This is a genomic window from Bacillus sp. FF-1 (assembly GCF_028548245.1).
GTDB lineage: Bacteria > Bacillota > Bacilli > Bacillales > Bacillaceae_G > Bacillus_A > Bacillus_A paranthracis.
Genome location: NZ_JAQQGG010000002.1, coordinates 806,041 through 823,767, shown reverse-complemented (window position 1 = coordinate 823,767; position 17,727 = coordinate 806,041). Strand labels below are relative to the sequence as shown.

General features: G+C 38.1%; 12 protein-coding genes and 2 pseudogenes. 13 read left to right on the top strand and 1 reads right to left on the bottom strand.

What is annotated here, in order from left to right:
• Nucleotides 1-50 precede the first annotated feature (50 nt).
• The 11 genes and pseudogenes from PQF83_RS09690 (at nucleotide 51) to PQF83_RS09645 (ending at nucleotide 15,357) form a co-directional block, all read left to right on the top strand.
• A complete protein-coding gene (locus tag PQF83_RS09690; protein ID WP_272792296.1) occupies nucleotides 51-1,556 on the top strand; it encodes a sugar ABC transporter ATP-binding protein in 1,506 nt (501 codons plus the stop codon).
• Nucleotides 1,557-1,590: 34 nt separating this feature from the next.
• Entirely contained in the window at nucleotides 1,591-2,595 is a 1,005-nt protein-coding gene (locus PQF83_RS09685; protein WP_000405464.1) for an ABC transporter permease, read from the top strand.
• A gap of 46 nt (nucleotides 2,596-2,641) precedes the next feature.
• A complete protein-coding gene (locus PQF83_RS09680; protein ID WP_000709391.1) occupies nucleotides 2,642-3,637 on the top strand; it encodes an ABC transporter substrate-binding protein in 996 nt (331 codons plus the stop codon).
• 53 nt (nucleotides 3,638-3,690) lie between these two features.
• Nucleotides 3,691-4,341 carry a class II aldolase/adducin family protein gene (locus PQF83_RS09675; protein ID WP_000099999.1) on the top strand — a complete coding sequence of 217 codons (651 nt, stop codon included), beginning with the start codon at nucleotides 3,691-3,693 and terminating at the stop codon, nucleotides 4,339-4,341.
• Between the two features lie 28 nt (nucleotides 4,342-4,369).
• Complete coding sequence (locus tag PQF83_RS09670; RefSeq protein WP_000416984.1) at nucleotides 4,370-5,863, top strand: rhamnulokinase; 1,494 nt, start codon at nucleotides 4,370-4,372, stop codon at nucleotides 5,861-5,863.
• Between the two features lies 1 nt (nucleotide 5,864).
• Nucleotides 5,865-7,655 (top strand): L-fucose isomerase, encoded by a 1,791-nt coding sequence (locus PQF83_RS09665; protein WP_000859472.1) that lies wholly within the window; start codon nucleotides 5,865-5,867, stop codon nucleotides 7,653-7,655.
• Between the two features lie 190 nt (nucleotides 7,656-7,845).
• Nucleotides 7,846-9,915: a bifunctional rhamnulose-1-phosphate aldolase/short-chain dehydrogenase gene (locus PQF83_RS09660; protein WP_000248238.1), complete on the top strand. Its 2,070-nt coding sequence runs from the start codon at nucleotides 7,846-7,848 to the stop codon at nucleotides 9,913-9,915.
• A 164-nt stretch (nucleotides 9,916-10,079) separates the two neighbouring features.
• Nucleotides 10,080-13,550, top strand: a complete 3,471-nt coding sequence (locus tag PQF83_RS09655; RefSeq protein WP_196240806.1) for a glycosyl hydrolase family 95 catalytic domain-containing protein — start codon at nucleotides 10,080-10,082, stop codon at nucleotides 13,548-13,550.
• Nucleotides 13,540-13,647, top strand: a pseudogene (locus tag PQF83_RS28565) (arsenate reductase); the annotation flags it as partial. The gene PQF83_RS09655 and the pseudogene PQF83_RS28565, both read left to right, overlap by 11 nt.
• Before the next feature lie 209 nt (nucleotides 13,648-13,856).
• Nucleotides 13,857-14,687 carry a GNAT family N-acetyltransferase gene (locus PQF83_RS09650; RefSeq protein WP_000562835.1) on the top strand — a complete coding sequence of 277 codons (831 nt, stop codon included), beginning with the start codon at nucleotides 13,857-13,859 and terminating at the stop codon, nucleotides 14,685-14,687.
• 109 nt (nucleotides 14,688-14,796) lie between these two features.
• Nucleotides 14,797-15,357 carry a class I SAM-dependent methyltransferase gene (locus PQF83_RS09645; RefSeq protein WP_000234931.1) on the top strand — a complete coding sequence of 187 codons (561 nt, stop codon included), beginning with the start codon at nucleotides 14,797-14,799 and terminating at the stop codon, nucleotides 15,355-15,357.
• A 61-nt stretch (nucleotides 15,358-15,418) separates the two neighbouring features.
• Here the strand turns inward: PQF83_RS09645 and PQF83_RS09640 are convergent, their stop codons facing one another.
• Nucleotides 15,419-15,907, bottom strand: coding sequence for a hypothetical protein (locus PQF83_RS09640; protein ID WP_000736928.1), 489 nt, complete (start codon nucleotides 15,905-15,907; stop codon nucleotides 15,419-15,421).
• 129 nt (nucleotides 15,908-16,036) lie between these two features.
• On the opposite strand from PQF83_RS09640, the gene PQF83_RS09635 reads away from it, so the two are divergent.
• A complete protein-coding gene (locus PQF83_RS09635) occupies nucleotides 16,037-17,038 on the top strand; it encodes a phosphotransferase enzyme family protein (RefSeq protein WP_000398206.1) in 1,002 nt (333 codons plus the stop codon).
• Nucleotides 17,039-17,090: 52 nt separating this feature from the next.
• Nucleotides 17,091-17,690, top strand: a pseudogene (locus tag PQF83_RS09630) (DJ-1/PfpI family protein).
• The last annotated feature ends 37 nt before the right edge of the window (nucleotides 17,691-17,727 follow it).

Here is a 17,727-nt window from a genome sequence, read left to right as displayed (position 1 = left end):
AAACTAATATAGTATTTGAATAAAAAATTGATAGGGTAGTAGGTGATAGGATGAGTGAATTGCTACTGAAAATGGATGGAATTAGTAAAGCGTTCCCTGGAGTGCAAGCGCTTTCTAATGTGCGGTTTGAATTGAAAAAAGGCGAAGTTCACGCACTTTTGGGAGAGAATGGAGCCGGAAAATCTACATTAATGAAAATTTTAACAGGGATTTATCAAAGGGATACTGGAACGATTGCATACGAAGGAAGAGAAATCGAGGTTCCCGATACAAAAGCAGCACAAAGACTTGGAATCAGTATAATCCATCAGGAACTTAATTTAGCTCCGCATTTAACAGTTGCCCAAAATATTTTTATTGGAAGAGAACCTAAAGGGCTATTTAATCTTTTTTTGGATGAAAAAGAACTAAATAACAGAGCAAAAAAACTATTTGAAAGGTTAAACATTCATCTAGACCTAAGAGAATTGGTAGGCAATTTAACAGTTGCGAAACAACAAATGGTAGAAATCTCTAAGGCTCTATCCTTTGATTCAAAAGTATTGATTATGGATGAGCCAACAGCAGCTTTAACGGATACTGAAATCGATGCATTATTTGTGATGATTCGGAAATTACGGGAGGACGGTGTAGGAATTGTTTATATTTCTCACCGTATGGAAGAGCTAAAGAAAATTACGGACCGTGTATCGATTATGCGAGACGGTACATATATAGGAACGATGCATACAAAGGATGCAACGATTGAACAAATTATCTCGATGATGGTTGGAAGGAAAATTGATAACAATCAAAAACCAGAAATGAAAGAGAGATCGAGAGAAAAGGTGTTTGAAGTAAAAAATTTAAAGAGAGGGAACACGATAAAAGATGTAAGTTTTGAACTGTATAAAGGGGAAATCGTTGGCTTTGCTGGATTGATGGGTGCTGGAAGAACAGAAGTAGCCCGTGCCATATTTGGGGCAGACCCACTAGATTCAGGGGAGATTTTTATTAAAGGAAAAAGACAGAATATTAAAAATCCTTCCGATGCAGTGCAACATGGGATTGGATATTTATCTGAGGATCGAAAACAGTTTGGACTTCTAGTTGGGATGGATGTCAAAACAAATATTGCAATGGCATCGATGAAAGATTATGTGAAACCTTTCGGCTGGATGCATGTATCGAAAGTGGATCAACAATCTGAGGAATTAATTAAGAGGTTAAAAATAAAAACACCATCAGGTAATCAATTAGTGAAAAATCTTTCGGGAGGGAATCAGCAAAAAGTTGTTATAGGCAAGTGGTTGACTAGAGATTCAGATATCTTAATCTTTGATGAGCCTACTCGCGGGATTGATATTGGGGCAAAAGACGAAATTTATAAGTTACTACATGATTTAGCACAGCAAGGAAAATCTATTATTCTGATTTCTTCGGAACTTCCTGAAATTTTAAGAATCAGTCACCGTGTCATTGTCATGTGTGAAGGAAAAATAACAGGAGAATTGAAAAATGATGAAAAAGCATCGCAAGAAGCGATTATGACTCTTGCAACAAAACGTATTATGTAATGGATACTAACGGATGATAAAGGAGTGAACAAGAATGGAAATACAAAAGGTAGTCGAACTTCCAGTTGAAGGGAAGATGAGGAAAGGGATGAATACAAATGCTCTTCAGCAGCTTCTAGCATTTGCAAGTTTAATTGTACTTGTTGTCATTTTTTCAATTGCTTCAGCTAATTTTCTGCAATTTGATAATATTATAGGCATCTTTTTATCAACAGCTGTTACAGGCATCCTTGCTTTAGGGGCAACGATGATTATCGTTACAAGTGGAATTGATTTATCGTGTGGAACCGTACTAACCTTGTCTTCGGTTATGACAGGTGTGTTTGCTGTCAACTTAGGTTTACCAGTTTGGGTAGCTGTACTCGGAGGTATTTTAATAGGTGCCGTAGTAGGTTTAATTTCTGGAGCTGCAATTGCAAAATTGAAGATTCCGCCATTTATTGCAACGTTAGCGATGATGATGATCGCGAAAGGATTGGCACTTGTTATTTCGAAAGCCACTCCAATTTATTTCACTTCTATACCAAGCTTTAACAAAATTGCGATGGGTTCTATTATCCCTGGCTTTGCTATTCCGAATGCTGTTTTCATCTTTTTTGGAATGGCTATTTTCGCAAGTTTAATTTTAAATAAAACGATTATCGGAAGGTATACATTTGCACTAGGAAGCAATGAAGAAGCAACTAGGCTTTCAGGAGTGAATGTTGATAAGTGGAAAATCATTATCTACATGCTTGCAGGTGTTTTTACTGGTGTTGCAGGGATCATAATGGCATCTCGTCTAAATTCTGCCCAGCCAGCTTTAGGAGCGGGATATGAATTGGAAGCAATCGCAGCAGTCGTTATCGGAGGAACTTCTTTAAGTGGTGGTAAAGGAACAATTCTTGGTACGGTTATCGGTGCATTGATTATGAGTGTGTTAACAAATGGTCTTCAAATCCTTTCCGTACCGCAAGAGTGGCAAACAGTAGTTGTTGGAGCGGTTATCTTATTGGCAGTTTACGCAGATGTGTTACGAAACAAAAAAGCAAAGAATTAACTGCGATACTGTTTTTAAATAAAACAATATATAGGGGGAGTTTTGGATGAAAAAAGCAAAAAAGTGCATCGTTTTATCATCAATTCTCGCAATCTCAATGTTTATGGGAGCGTGTTCTTCAAATAATGCAAGCACGGGAAGTAAGGATAGTGATGCTCCTGCAAAAGATGACGGCAAGCGCTATGTTGCGATTATTTCAAAAGGTTTCCAGCATCAGTTTTGGCAGGCAGTTAAAAAAGGGGCTGAGCAAGCAGCAGATGAGTATAAGGTGAATATTACATTTGTAGGTCCTGAAACGGAAGCGCAGGTGGATAAACAAGTTGAAATGCTCCGTAGCACACTTGATAAAAAACCAGATGCGATTGGGTTTGCGGCATTAGACTCTAAGGCAGCTCTTCCTTTATTAGAACAAGCAAAAAACAAAAAGATTCCGGTTGTTGCATTTGACTCAGGCGTTGAGGGAGATATACCTGTTGCAACAGCAGCAACAGATAATAAAGCGGCGGCAGCTCTTGCAGCTGAGAAAATGGCTGGATTAATTGGTGAAAAAGGAGAAGTAGCAGTAGTTGCTCACGACCAGACAAGTAAAACAGGTGTTGAACGCCGAGATGGCTTTGTAAATACAATCAAATCAAAGTATCCGAACATTAAACTTGTCGATATTCAATATGGTAGCGGCGATCAATTAAAATCGACTGACGCTGCTAAGGCAATTATGCAAGCGCACCCAAATGTAAAAGGGATTTTCGGTACAAATGAAGGTTCTGCGATAGGGGTAGTAAATGCTGTTAAAGAATTGAACAAAAAGAGTGTAGTAGTAGTTGGCTTTGACTCTGGAAAACTACAAATTGATGCGATTAAGAGCGGAGTGATGGCAGGTGCGATTACGCAAAATCCAATTGGAATTGGTTATGAAACTGTTAAAGCAGCTGTTGGGAACCTAGATGGGAAACAAGTATCCAAAACAATTGACACTGGTTTCTATTGGTACGATAAAAAGAACATTGATGATCCAAAAATTAAGGAAGTTCTATATCAATAAAATCTAAATCGAAACTAGCGGTGCAAATAAGAGAGAAACTGAGGTGCATACTATTGTCGAGTGTAATAAATGATTTGAAATTATATGCAAATAAGATTGTCCAAACGGGTCTTGTAGTAGGAGCAGGTGGAAATTTAAGTATGAGAGACGGAAATATGATGTATATCTCTCCTAGCGGTTTTGATTTGCAAGAGATAGAAGACCACGAGTGGGTACGTGTCAATATTGAAACTGGTGAGATATTGGATGATTTAAAACCATCTTCTGAAATATTAATGCATCTGGAATGTTTTCGTAAACGTCCTGATATAACAGCTGTTTTACATGCTCATCCAAGTTATTCGGTAGGTGTATCATGTACTGGTCATACCATTCCGAGTCTATTCCCAGATTTTCCAGCAATGATCAAAAGCGTATCTTATCTTGAATATATGATTCCGACTACAGAAGTATTGGCTAACGCTGTATCAAATGTGATTGAAGAAAATGATGTAGTCGTAATGAGGAATCATGGAGTACTTACGGTTGGTAAAACAATGAAAGAAGCATATTTTCTCATGCAAATTCTAGAAGAAGCGGCCAAAGTATATACGATTGCATCGACGGTGGGCGTGCCAAGAATTTTGACAGAGGAAGAATGTCACGAATTAAGAAATCTATCTTCTGAGAAATATAGATTACAACTATTAAAAGATGCGGAGTAATTGAAGTGTTTCCGAGGGGTGTGAAGGAATGGAAAAAGTTTGGGCTTTTGATTTAGGTGCATCTAATGGGCGTTTAATGGTAAGTGGATTTGATGGGAAACGCCTTTATCTTGAAGAAGTTCACCGGTTCTCCAATCGCCCTATTTACGCAACTGGTCATTACTATTGGGATATTTTAAGGATCTTCCAAGAAATGAAGAATGGAATAGGGAAAAGTATTCAAAACGGTCATAAGTCGATCGAAAGTTTATCTATCGATACGTGGGGCGTTGATTTCGGACTTCTTTCTGCAACAGGAGAATTGCTTAGCAATCCTTATTCTTATAGAGATCCGCATACAAATGATAGTTTAAAAGAAATTACGGAAGTCATTCCGAGGGATGTTTTGTTCTCTCGAACAGGAGTCACGCCAGCAGCAATTAATACGATTTGCCAGCTTTATACGATAAAAAAGAATAACCCAGATTTGATAGAAAAGGCAAAAACTCTATTATTAACACCAAACTTATTGAGTTATTTATTTTCCGGCGAAAAGGCGAATGAATATACGATTAGTACAACGACATCATTATTTCACATTCATGAGCATAATTGGGATACCGCCCTTATGACTAAGTTAAAGCTACCTAAAGAAATCATGGGAAATATTGTGATGCCAGGAACAACTCTCGGTCCGACACTTTCTTCCATTCATAACGAATTTGGCATGAAGCCTGTTAAAGTTATTGCTGGTGCAGGACATGATACAGCCTGTGCTCTTGCCGCATTGCCTATAAAGTCAGAATATTCTGCTTTTATGAGTTGTGGTACATGGATCTTAATGGGAGTTCAAGTGAAGGATCCGGTCATTAATGAACAGGCTTTGGAATGGGGCTTTACAAATGAAGGAACGGCAGATGGCGAGTTTCGACTACTTAAAAATATTATGGGGTTATGGCTCATGCAAGAATGTAGGGGGACTTGGGCAAAAGAAGGCAAGCTTTTTACTTACGAAGAAGAAGAAACGTTGATTCGAAATACAAAGCCATTTGCACATTTCATAGACCCAGATGATCCTTCTTTCTTCAATCCGGAAAATATGCTAAAACAAATCCGAGATTTCTGTATAAAGAGTGGTCAACAGCCGCCTGAAACGGAAGGGAGTTTCCTCCGCTGTATTTTGGAGAGTCTTTCATTCAAGTACAGATGGGTGTTAGAGAAGCTAGAAGTGTTAACTGGTAAGTCAATAGAAGTCATCCACATGGGCGGCGGTGGTATTCAGAATGATCTTTTTTGTCAATTTACCGCAAATGCGACTAACCGCCCTGTTGTAGCGGGTCCAGTTGAAGCGAGTGCGATTGGAAATTCATTATCGCAATGGATCGCGCTAGGAAAAATAAAGGATTTAAAGGAAGGTAGAGACATTGTTGAAAACTCGTTTCCTGTTAAACATTATCAACCTCAAAATCAATTAGAATGGCAGGAAGCATACGGCCGTTTTCTTGAAATAATCGATAACAATGTAGTAAGAAGGGAGCTTTAAAATGAAAACAGTTCATAATAGATTTTATAATAAATTACCAAAAATCGGAATTAGACCAACAATTGATGGCAGAAGAAATGGTGTACGTGAATCTCTTGAAGATATGACGATGAATCTTGCAAAATCGGTAGCAAATCTACTAACCGAAAACTTGCGCCATTATAATGGCGAGGCAGTAGAATGTGTCATCGCTGATACATGTATTGGCGGTGTGGCGGAAGCGGCCAAAGCGGCTGAAAAATTTGTGATAGAGGGAGTTGGTGTTTCTATTACTGTTACACCATGCTGGTGCTATGGTTCTGAAACGATGGATATGAATCCAGACATTCCAAAAGCAGTATGGGGATTTAATGGAACAGAACGTCCAGGGGCAGTGTATCTTGCAGCTGTCTTAGCTGCCCACAATCAAAAGGGTATTCCGGCTTTCGGCATATACGGGAAAGATGTGCAAGATTTAAGTGATACATCTATTCCTGAAGATGTGCAGGGAAAATTACTTCAATTTGCAAAGTCTGGTCTTGTCGTTGCTACTTTAAAAGGAAAATCGTATCTTTCGATGGGATCTGTATCTATGGGGATTGCCGGTAGTACCGTTAACCCCGAGTTTTTCCAAGATTATTTAGGAATGAGAAATGAATATATTGATATGACCGAATTTGTCAGAAGGATAGATGAAGAGATTTATGATAAGGAAGAATATGAAAGAGCCTTAAACTGGGTGAAGGAGTATTGCCTAGAAGGTCCAGATAATAATGCGGAAGAGATGCAACGATCAAGGGAGCAAAAGAATAAAGACTGGGAAACTAGCGTGAAAATGACGTTAATTGCAAGAGATCTCATGGTTGGAAATCCGAAACTAGAGGAACTTGGTTATGGTGAAGAAGCGCTAGGGCATAACGCGATTTCCGCAGGTTTCCAAGGCCAGCGTCAATGGACGGATCATTTCCCGAATGGTGATTTTATGGAGACGATTTTAAATTCCTCATTTGATTGGAACGGAATTCGCCCGCCATACATTATGGCTACTGAAAATGATAGTTTAAATGGAGTTACGATGCTATTTGGCCATTTATTAACAAATACAGCTCAAGTTTTTGCAGATGTAAGAACGTATTGGAGCCCAGAGGCAGTAGAACGCGTGACAGGACATAAACCTGAAGGATTGGCGGCAAATGGATTTATTCATATGATTAACTCCGGTTCGGCTGCACTTGACGGGACAGGACAACAAACGAAAGATGGAAAGCCTGCTATAAAACCATTTTGGGAAATTGCAGAGGAAGAAGCGCAAAAATGTTTGGCAGCTACTTCCTGGCGACCAGCTTCAACAGGATATTTCCGCGGGGGCGGGTTCTCGAGCGATTTCTTAACAAAAGGAAATATGCCTGTAACAGCAGCTCGTCTCAACCTTGTGAAAGGATTAGGACCTGTTTTACAAATTGCAGAAGGCTATACGGTTGAAATACCAGAAGAGGTTCACGACGTATTGGATGGGAGAACAGATCCAACTTGGCCAACAACTTGGTTTGTGCCAAATTTAACGGGAGAAGGTGCCTTTCAAAATGTTTACACAGTAATGAATAATTGGGGTGCTAATCACTGTGTAATAAGCTACGGCCACATTGGCAGTGATTTAATTACTCTTGCTTCCATGCTCCGAATTCCTGTGAATATGCATAACGTCAAAGAAGAGGACATCTTCAGACCGAGTGCATGGGGGATGTTCGGAACAAAAGATCCAGAAGCTGCAGATTACCGTGCCTGCCAAAACTTTGGTCCATTATATCAGTAAGTGAAAAATTCCCCCTGATCGTAGTACGTCGGGGGGTACTATAGAGCATATTTTTTCGCATTGGAATGAAAGTGTAACAATTGTAGTGTTTAAAAAAATCGCAAGTAATAGGAAACTCTTGAACATATGGATACACACTATTTTCGTATCCGAAATAATAGAACAATAAAAAAACAACGGGGGTAAAAAGATGGTTAACAGTTTATGGAATGAAACAAAGGCATCACAATTATCGCAAGGAGTAGACGAATTAGTATATCGTTCAAATTTAATTGGAACAGACCGTGCTGTATGTAATTGGGGAGGCGGAAACACATCGGTAAAGACATTTGAAAAAGATTTCCGCGGCCGCGATATAGAAGTGATGTGGGTTAAGGGAAGTGGATCCGATTTAGCAACGATGAAAGCACAAAATTTTACAGGTTTAAGAATGGAAGACATTCGCCTATTAATGGAGCGTGAAGAAATGTCAGATGAAGAAATGGTAGAGTATTTAGCTCATTGTATGATTGACAGTAAGCATCCACGTGCATCTATCGAAACATTATTACATGCTTTTTTACCTTTTAAACATGTGGATCATACACATCCAGATGCCATTATTAGTCTTTGCTGCGCACATAATGGAAGACAAATTGCGGAGGAGATTTACGGCAATCGTTTCGTTTGGGTTCCGTATGTGCGACCTGGATTTACGTTATCTAAAATGATTGCAGAAGGCGTGAAAAATAATCCAAATGCTGAACTCGTGTTAATGGAAAAACATGGGCTAGTCGTTTGGGGAGATACGGCGAAGGAAAGCTATGAAAGAACAATTGCAGTTATTAATGAGGCAGAACAATACATCAATGAACGAGTGAATGAAAATACTGTATTCGGAGGTAAAAAATACGAAACACTCTCAGTAGAAGAGCGTAGAAGCATTCTTGCAAAAGTAATGCCGATTATTCGCGGGGCAGTGAGTGATGAGAAGAAAATGTTATTATCCTATGATGATACAGATGAAGTACTTCAATTTGTAAACAGCCACGATGCACGAGAGCTTTCGCAAGTTGGAGCAGCTTGTCCGGATCATTTAGTTCATACAAAGCGCAGTCCTCTTTATATTGATTGGGATCCGCAAACAAAAAACGTAGACGGATTAATAGAGAGTATTAAATCTGGTGTTACAAACTTTAAAGATGAGTATAAAGCTTACTTTGAACGTAACAAATACGAAGGAGACAAAATGTTTGAATCTGCACCTCGCGTTATTTTAATTCCTGGTATCGGTATGGTGAATACCGGTAAAAATGTGGCAATGTCAAAAGTAAGTGGTGCGCTGTATCATAGGGCAATTTCGGTAATGAAAGGTGCTACAACGCTCGGACGTTTCGTTTCTTTAAATGAAAATGAATCTTACAATGTGGAGTACTGGCCGCTAGAGCTGTATAAATTATCGTTAGCACCGGCTGAAGCGGAATTTTCTCGCAAAGTTGTATTTATTACAGGTGGTGCTGGCGGAATTGGAAGTGAAACGGGACGCTGCCTCGTTTCAGAAGGTGCGCATGTCGTGCTTGCTGACTTGAATTTTGAAGGGGCAGAAAAAGTTGCGGCTGAAATTAACGAGAAGTACGGCGCATGTCGTGCTACTGCTGTGAAAATGGATGTAACAAAAGAAGAAGAAGTAAAGGCGGCATTTGAGCAGGCAGCTCTTACTTACGGAGGCGTTGATAGTATCGTGAATAATGCAGGACTTGCGACGTCTAGTCCATTTGATGAAACGACACTTCAAGAATGGAATTTAAATATGAACGTACTTGGAACAGGCTACTTTTTAGTGGCGCGTGAAGCGTTCAAGCAAATGAAACAGCAAGGAATTGGCGGGAATATGGTATTTGTCGGCTCGAAAAATTCTGTGTATGCCGGGAAAAATGCTTCGGCATACAGTTCTGTAAAAGCACTCGAAACGCATTTAGCGAGATGTATTGCAGCTGAAGGCGGTGAGTATGGCATACGTGTAAATTCAGTTCTTCCCGATGCGGTGTTGCAAGGGTCAGCTATTTGGGGTTCAAAGTGGCGCGAAGAACGTGCCGCAGCATATGGTATCGAACCTGATCAATTAGAGGAACATTACCGTAAACGTACAACATTATTAGTTAATATTTATTCGAGGGATATTGCTGAATCGATTGCTTTCTTTGCCTCCTCAAAGGCAGATAAAACAACGGGATGTATGATTACAGTTGATGGTGGTGTAACAGCAGCATTTACTAGATAACTATTACGTTTGTGAAAAGGTATTTCAAAAGAAGTATAAGAGGAAAATGTTTTTTGCCTCTTATACTTCCATATAAAAGAATAGCGAATTTCAAGGAGAGAATAAAAGAAGTCAATGTGCAGAAGGGGACATTTTACATTCGCTTTTCAAAAGGGGATGGAAATTTGAAACTGAGAAACGTATTAACAGGGGGATTGCTTTTTAGTACTTTATTATTTTCTTTAGGAAGCACTGGAGAGTTTAGTAAAGCAAAAGCAACAGCACCTATTACGATTGAAAATCCAAAACCAGAGGGGAAGAAACTATCACTTTGGTACAATGAGCCAGCAAAAGATTGGGAAAAACAAGCATTGCCAATCGGTAATGGCTATATGGGTGGAATGGTCTTTGGTGGAGTCCAACAAGAACGTATTCAGTTTAATGAAAAAACGCTTTGGACTGGCGGACCAAGCAGTACAAGTGAGTATACGTACGGGAATCGTGATGGGGCAGCGAGTCACTTAGGTAGCATTAGAGAAAAGTTATCAAAAGGTGATAAATCAGGAGCAGAAAGGGAATCTACGCAATTTCTCACAGGTCTCCAAAAAGGCTTTGGTTCCTATCAAAATTTCGGGGACATATACTTAGATTTTAATATGCCAGATGGGTCTTCATTTTCCAATTATCGCAGGGAATTAAATTTAAATGAGGGAATTTCTACGGTGTCCTATAACTATAAAGGTGTTCAATATAATAGGGAATATTTTGCAAGTTACCCTGATCGCGTTATGGTCATGCGTTTAACTGCTAGTGAATCGAAACAGCTTTCATTAGATGTTAGACCAACGAGTGCACAGGGAGGGCAAGTAACGTCCAAAGATAACAAAATCACGATAAAAGGACAAATAGCGAATAATGGAATGAAATATGAATCGGAATTTAAAGTACTGAATGAAGGTGGTACATTAACAGCAGAGAATGGGAAAATTAAAGTAGCAAATGCAGATAGTTTAACAATTATTATGACTGCAGCTACTGATTATGAAAATAAGTACCCGAGTTATAAGGGGGAAGATCCACATCAAAAGGTTGAAAAAATTATGTCCGCTATTTCTAACAAGAGTTATGAGGTTTTAAAATATACACATATAAAAGACTATTACTCTTTATTTAATCGTGTTTCTTTAAATTTAGGAGGAGAAAAACCATCCGTTCCAACAAATGAATTACTAGCATCTTACAGTAAAGAAAACAGTAAGTATTTAGAAGAACTATTCTTCCAATATGGAAGATATTTGCTTATTTCTTCTTCAAGACCAGGAACGCTTCCTGCAAATTTACAAGGAGTATGGAATAATTCGAACACACCACCGTGGGAAAGTGATTATCATTTTAATATTAATCTCCAAATGAATTATTGGCCTGCAGAAGTGACAAATCTGTCTGAAACAGCTGAGCCATTAATGGATTATGTTGATTCATTGAGAGAACCGGGAAGGGTTTCAGCAGAAAAACATTTTGGTGTTACAGGCGGCGGGTGGACCGTTAACACGATGAATAATCCATTTGGATTTACTGCGCCTGGATGGGGATTAGGCTGGGGATGGGCACCTAGTGCGAATGCCTTTATTGGTCAAAACCTTTGGGAGCATTACAAGTTTACGAATGATAAACAATACTTACAAGAAAAGATTTATCCGATACTGAAAGAAGCGGCAGTGTTTCATAGTAAGTTTTTAGTAGAAGATCAAAATAAGAAGTTAGTTGTTTCTCCGTGCTGGTCTCCAGAGCTTGGTGGCATTTCTAATGGATGTGCCTTTGACCAACAGTTAGTATATGAATTGTTCTCTAATGTAATTGAAGCGAGTGAAGTTTTACAGGTTGATAATGTATTTCGGGATGAGTTAAAGGCGAAAAGGGATAAATTATTCCCGCCAATTCAAATTGGTAGATATGGTCAGGTGCAAGAGTGGAAGGACGATATAGATGACCCTGGCGAAACGCATAGGCATATATCCCAGTTAGTTGCGCTATATCCGGGAAGTATGATTAATCACAATACACCAGAATGGCTAGAGGCAGCTAAAGTTACTTTAAACCATCGTGGTGACGAGGGAACAGGCTGGAGTAAAGCGAATAAAATTAACTTATGGGCACGTTTGTTAGATGGTGACCATGCGTATAAAATTCTGCAAGGGCAACTTACTGGAAGTACGCTCAGCAACTTATTTGATACGCATCCGCCGTTTCAAATTGATGGGAATTTTGGCGCAACATCAGGAATTGCTGAAATGTTAATTCAAAGCCATACCGACTCCATTCAACTATTGCCTGCACTTCCGAAAGCTTGGAAAGACGGTTCTTATAAAGGATTAAGAGCACGCGGTGCATTTACGATTGATGCGGATTGGAAAAATGGCACGCCTACAGTTATTCAGGTGACTTCTGATCACGGAAACGATGTAAAGTTAAAAAGTCCAATGTTCAATACGCCGTTTACTGTGACAAAAGTTGGGACGAATACACCGGTGCCATTTACGAAGGATGGCGATACGATTTCATTTAAAACGGAAGCAGGTAAAAAGTATAAAATTGAGTCTATGCTTAGTTTCGATCTAGAATCTCCGAACGGTGTAACAGCAGGAAATACAGTTAAGGTAAAGGCAAACTTATCAAACTTTGGTACGTTGAAATCTTCAGCTGGAGAAGTGGTTGTAAAGGCTCCAGAGAGCTGGAATGTGAAGCCAATTAAAGTAGCTTTTGAAGGCGTTGAACCAGGGCAATCGAAAACAATTGAGGCAGATTTACCTGTCCCTATTGATGTAGTTGCTAATAAGTATTCCATTGAAGCGGAGGTAACTACAGATAGCGGGACGATTCGTAAATCCAATCAAATAGAAGTAACGCCAGCAGTAAAGCTAATTTCGGCAAATGTTGACCCACATCCAATTAGTAGTGAAGGTGGTTCGACTACATTAAAGGTAAAGGTCCAAAATGAAATAAAGGAAAAAGTGACACCTGGAAAAATTGAATTGCAATTACCAGAAGGCTGGAATGCACATCCATTAGCGACAGACTTTCAATTATCGGCAGGAGGAGAGGAGACATATTCATTTGTTATAACTCCGCCATCCGAGTTTAAAGGAGTAAAAGAAGTTGGAGTTTCTGTAAAATTGGGGAATGCGGTGGTAACATCAACGAAAGTGCAAGTTGCTTCCGGCGGCATCTATCTTAGTGACATTTCATGGGTAAAAGCAACTGCTGGATGGGCAACGGTTCAAAAAGATAAAAGCACTGATAAAAACCCACTTTCATTACTTGGAACGACAGGACCGATTACGTACAAAAAAGGAATCGGAACGCATTCGAAGTCAGAAATTACGTACGACATATCAAATGCAACTTACAAACGATTTCATTCATACGTAGGAATCGACCAGGAGCCTGGTGGTAAAGGCGGTTCGGTCGTATTTAAAGTGCTGCTTGATGGGGCAGAAGTATTTAATAGCGGTACAATGTACTATAATACCCCAGCAAAGGTTGTTGATGTTGATCTTACAGGTAAAAAAGAATTAAAACTAGTCGTTGATGATGCAGGTAACGGTAATGGAAATGATCATGCGGACTGGGCGGATGCTTGGTTGAGTTTTAAATAGTGTTGATTTAGTCGTTACTCTTTGTAGTCATACGGATTATATGTGCCCAACTATACCCTCACAAGTTCATTGGGGATTTGATGATCCGATAGGAAAAAGGGTAGTCTGAATTGCAACGTATGAAACAATTTTTTTGACTTGGTGAATAAAGGAAAGAGTCAATCTTCTATTGCATAGGAGATTGGCTCTTTTTTACTGTATATTTCATTTATTGTATCGCTTTAACCCGTTCTCGAATCGAATTGAGAATATTCTGTTTGAATGATAAAGTTAGAATAGAACAGTTTAAAGAAGGTGGTGTATCGTATGATTTGTGAACTAAGCAAGAATGATTTCTATAAATGCAATAGTTTAGTAAATGAACACGGTCAATTAGAAGTCAAAGCTGTAATTGCAGGAGTGAATCCTGGTCGTATATTTGTAGATAACGTGTCTTCTCCTAATTCGGGACTCATTTGGTTAGGTAATAATGATGGCTTCTTTTTTATTGGAGATGCTGAAAACGCAGAATTTAATAATGTAATAAATGATTTTATCGATAAAATGATAATACCTGAAGCAAAGAAGGTTGGACTCGATTGTTTTGAAGCAATTGGTAATCATTCGAACTGGAATAAAACCATAGATGGGATATTTCAGCACCGTAACTTAAAGAGTTGGAATCAAAGAGTGTATACGCTAAAACAAACGGACTATGAAAATCATCATGAACCTGAAATTGAACAGGAATATACTGTGCTGAAAATGAGTAAAGCTCTCTATGAAAATAGTAATAATACATTTAAGAATATTGATTTTTTACAATCAAAAATTCTAGAGTTTTGGTCTTCATCGGATCGTTTTTTCAATGAGGGAATCGGTTATTGCATTGTTTATGACGATTTAATTGTGAGTGTTTGTTTTTCAGGGTTTGTATTTGAAAATATACACTGCATAGATATTGAAACAATAGAGGGTTACCAGGGGAGGAAATTAGCTCAAAAGATAGCGCATAGTTTTGTGAAAGATTGTTTGGAGAATGATATTATTCCATATTGGGACTGTATGGAATTGAACAAGTCTTCTGTTGCAGTTGTGGAAAATGTAGGGTTTACAAATGTTTTTAATTATGTAAGATATTATTTTCTATTTGAATAATTTGTTGAATATAGAAGTAGTTTTCTAAATTTATACATGTAAGAAAAGGACATTCAGATCCGATTTTACGAAAAATCTAACGACTTAAAATTCATACGAGGTGAAAATAATGGTAATAAAACAAGACGAAATGAAAGTAGTAGTAGCAGCTGGGGCATTTAATAACAATCCGGGCTGGATTCAAACGCAAGAAGATGATCTTAACTTATTAGTTGAAACAATGTGGGAAGAAAGATTTGAATATAACTCCATTTCAGCTATTTTAGCAGAACATGTATGGGAGCATCTTACTTTTGAAGAAGGGGTAAAAGCAGCTAGCATTTGTTATAAGTTTTTAAAACCGTCAGGTCATATTCGGTGCGGTGTCCCTGATGCATTTTTCCAAGATGAAACATATCAAAATATAGTGCAAGTAGGCGGACCTGGCCCGAAAGACCATCCAGCTGCAAGTCATAAAATCGTTTATAATTATAAAACATTAACGAAAATGTTTGAAACAGCTGGATTTGAAGTAGTTTTACTGGAATACTGTGATGAAAATGGGCAATTTTATTACAATGAATCGGACGCAAACGATGGTGTTATTTTTCGATCAAAAAGATATGATCCTAGAAATCAAGGAGATAAACTTGGTTGCCCATCGTTAATTGTGGATGCAATTAAACGGTAAGGCATGAGATAGTTACATATGTTTATGAGCCGCAAATGCGGCTTTTTTGTTTGTATTGTAATTATTGCTGGGGTTCTTTTTCGAAAAACTGAATGATTTTTTTAGAATTATCTTCACGTATATCATAACCTTCACCGTGTGTTTCAGCGCTAGCTTTTGCTATTACGATGTCACCATCAGACTCTATCCAAACAAAGAATTTTTGTATAGAATTATCTTGATAAGTAACCTTCATGTTTGAATGTATATAGTTTTTGGCCTCTTGATCTAGAAGGAGTGTTTTTTTCTCTGCGCTTTCCATACTTGTGAAAATTGTTTTCATATTTTCTGTATTTACTACTTGATTACTACTTTTTGAATTCACAGGACTAATCTCAAGTTTTTTCACTTCTTTTTGTTCAAACATAACGTTTTCGGATGCAATTTCTTTTTCTTTCACTGTTATGGATGCTTCTTTATTGGAAGCTTTCGTTTCATTTGAATTACTTGTACATCCAATTAATAAGGTGATACTTAATGCTCCAATTATACCGAATGTTAATTTCTTCAATAATAGGCCTCCCATCTACTATTTTCTATAATTCTATTTCCTATTTGAAATATCCTAGCTATGCTTAATGAAGTGAAATACATTTTGTTATGGGGAGCGCAATGAATTACATGCACCCTAATTTTTTGTATGGAAGGAGAGAACGGGGTGAAACACATAATAAGAAATGTAGTAATGAATTATTTTAAAGAAATTCATTCACTAGCAGTGGAAGAAGAATTACATAATAATAGTTGGAATACAGATTTACACTATAAAATTATGGTGAATGGAAAGCGATATTCCGCAAGGTTTATAAATAGCAATCGAACGATCAATCCAGCTTTTGGAACGTTATCAAATGAACAATTGAAAGAGCAAGTACGGTTTACATATTATTTACGTGAGCATGGAATTCCTTTTATGCAAATTAACAAGAATAGGTCAGGGCAGTCATTTACATTAGTCACTTGGAATGATGAACAGTACCGATTTGTATTGGCAAATTGGATTGAAGGAGAGCATCTTACACACTGTACAGAATTTATTGCAGAATCGTTTGGAAAGAAGGTAAGAAAGATACATGATATTTCTAGTACATTTCAAAGCTCGATTTTTCAAAAGAAATCTCATTTGGATGGGTATACCCAGTTTATTCATATGCTAGAAACTAAGGCAAGCACATGTGGAGAATTACGAGAGTATATAGATCTCGCTAAATATCATATAGAGTGCGCATATACGAGAGAATTAGAGTGTATCGTACAAACAGATTTAAATCCTTTGAATGTTGTATGGGATTCAAGTCAATGTGTAAAAGGAATTGTAGATTTTGAATCAATTGGATATGTAGACCGCATTGAAGGACTAGCCTTTTTAATAAAATGGTATTCTCGAACAGAAGGAATACAGTCTCATGAAGTGTGTTCAAGTGTTGCTAGTTCATTTTTAGAAGGGTATAAGGCTCATAATATTTTAACACCAAATGATTATAAGAGACTTTCTTCATTGTTATGGTTATCCGGTAGTTTGAATTGGAATTTTGTGAAGAAAACGCTAAGTGTATTAGATGATGCACGGCGGTTAGAGGAACATTTGAAAGTTTATAGAGTAAGGGGAGAGAGGTTGTCTTCATTGTTAATTTGTAGATAACCTTTCTTCTCCTTTGGGATTTATAAAACAGAACATATGAGGTGTTCTAAAAATGAAAATACAAATAGTATTGTTTGATGGATTCGGAGAGCTCGTCTCTTTTGCACCTTTTGAAGTACTGAAAAGAGCAATAGAAGAAGGGGCTCCGTTTACGGTTGAACTCGTATCAAGTGAACAAAAGCGAGAAGTTACTACTTCGTTTGGAGTTACGGTTAAACTACATGATTTTTTACGAATGGATAATCGTCCAGATTTGTTAATTGTACCTGGTGGTGGCTGGAATCATAAAGCAAAGCATGGAGCACGAAAGCAAGCAGAGATTGGAACTTTGACCAAAATGATTAGCGAGATGCACAATGTAGGAACGATTGTTGCTGGAGTTTGTACAGGAGGTATGCTACTAGCTGCCGCTGGTATATTGAATGGTAAAAAGGCGACGATGCATCATTTGGCGTAGGATGAAATGAGTGAATACGGGGTAGAGCTTCTTCATTCCAGAATTGCGGATCAAGGGGATGTTATCACTGCAAGAGGAGTCACTTCAGGAATTGATTTAGGTCTTTGGATTACGGAAAAGTTCGCAAGTTCTAAAATTGCAGCTGCTGTTGAATATAGAATGGAATATGAGCGGCGGGGTTTTGTTTGGAAGTGATTTGACCTTAATCATAGTTTTTGCTGTAGAGCGTATT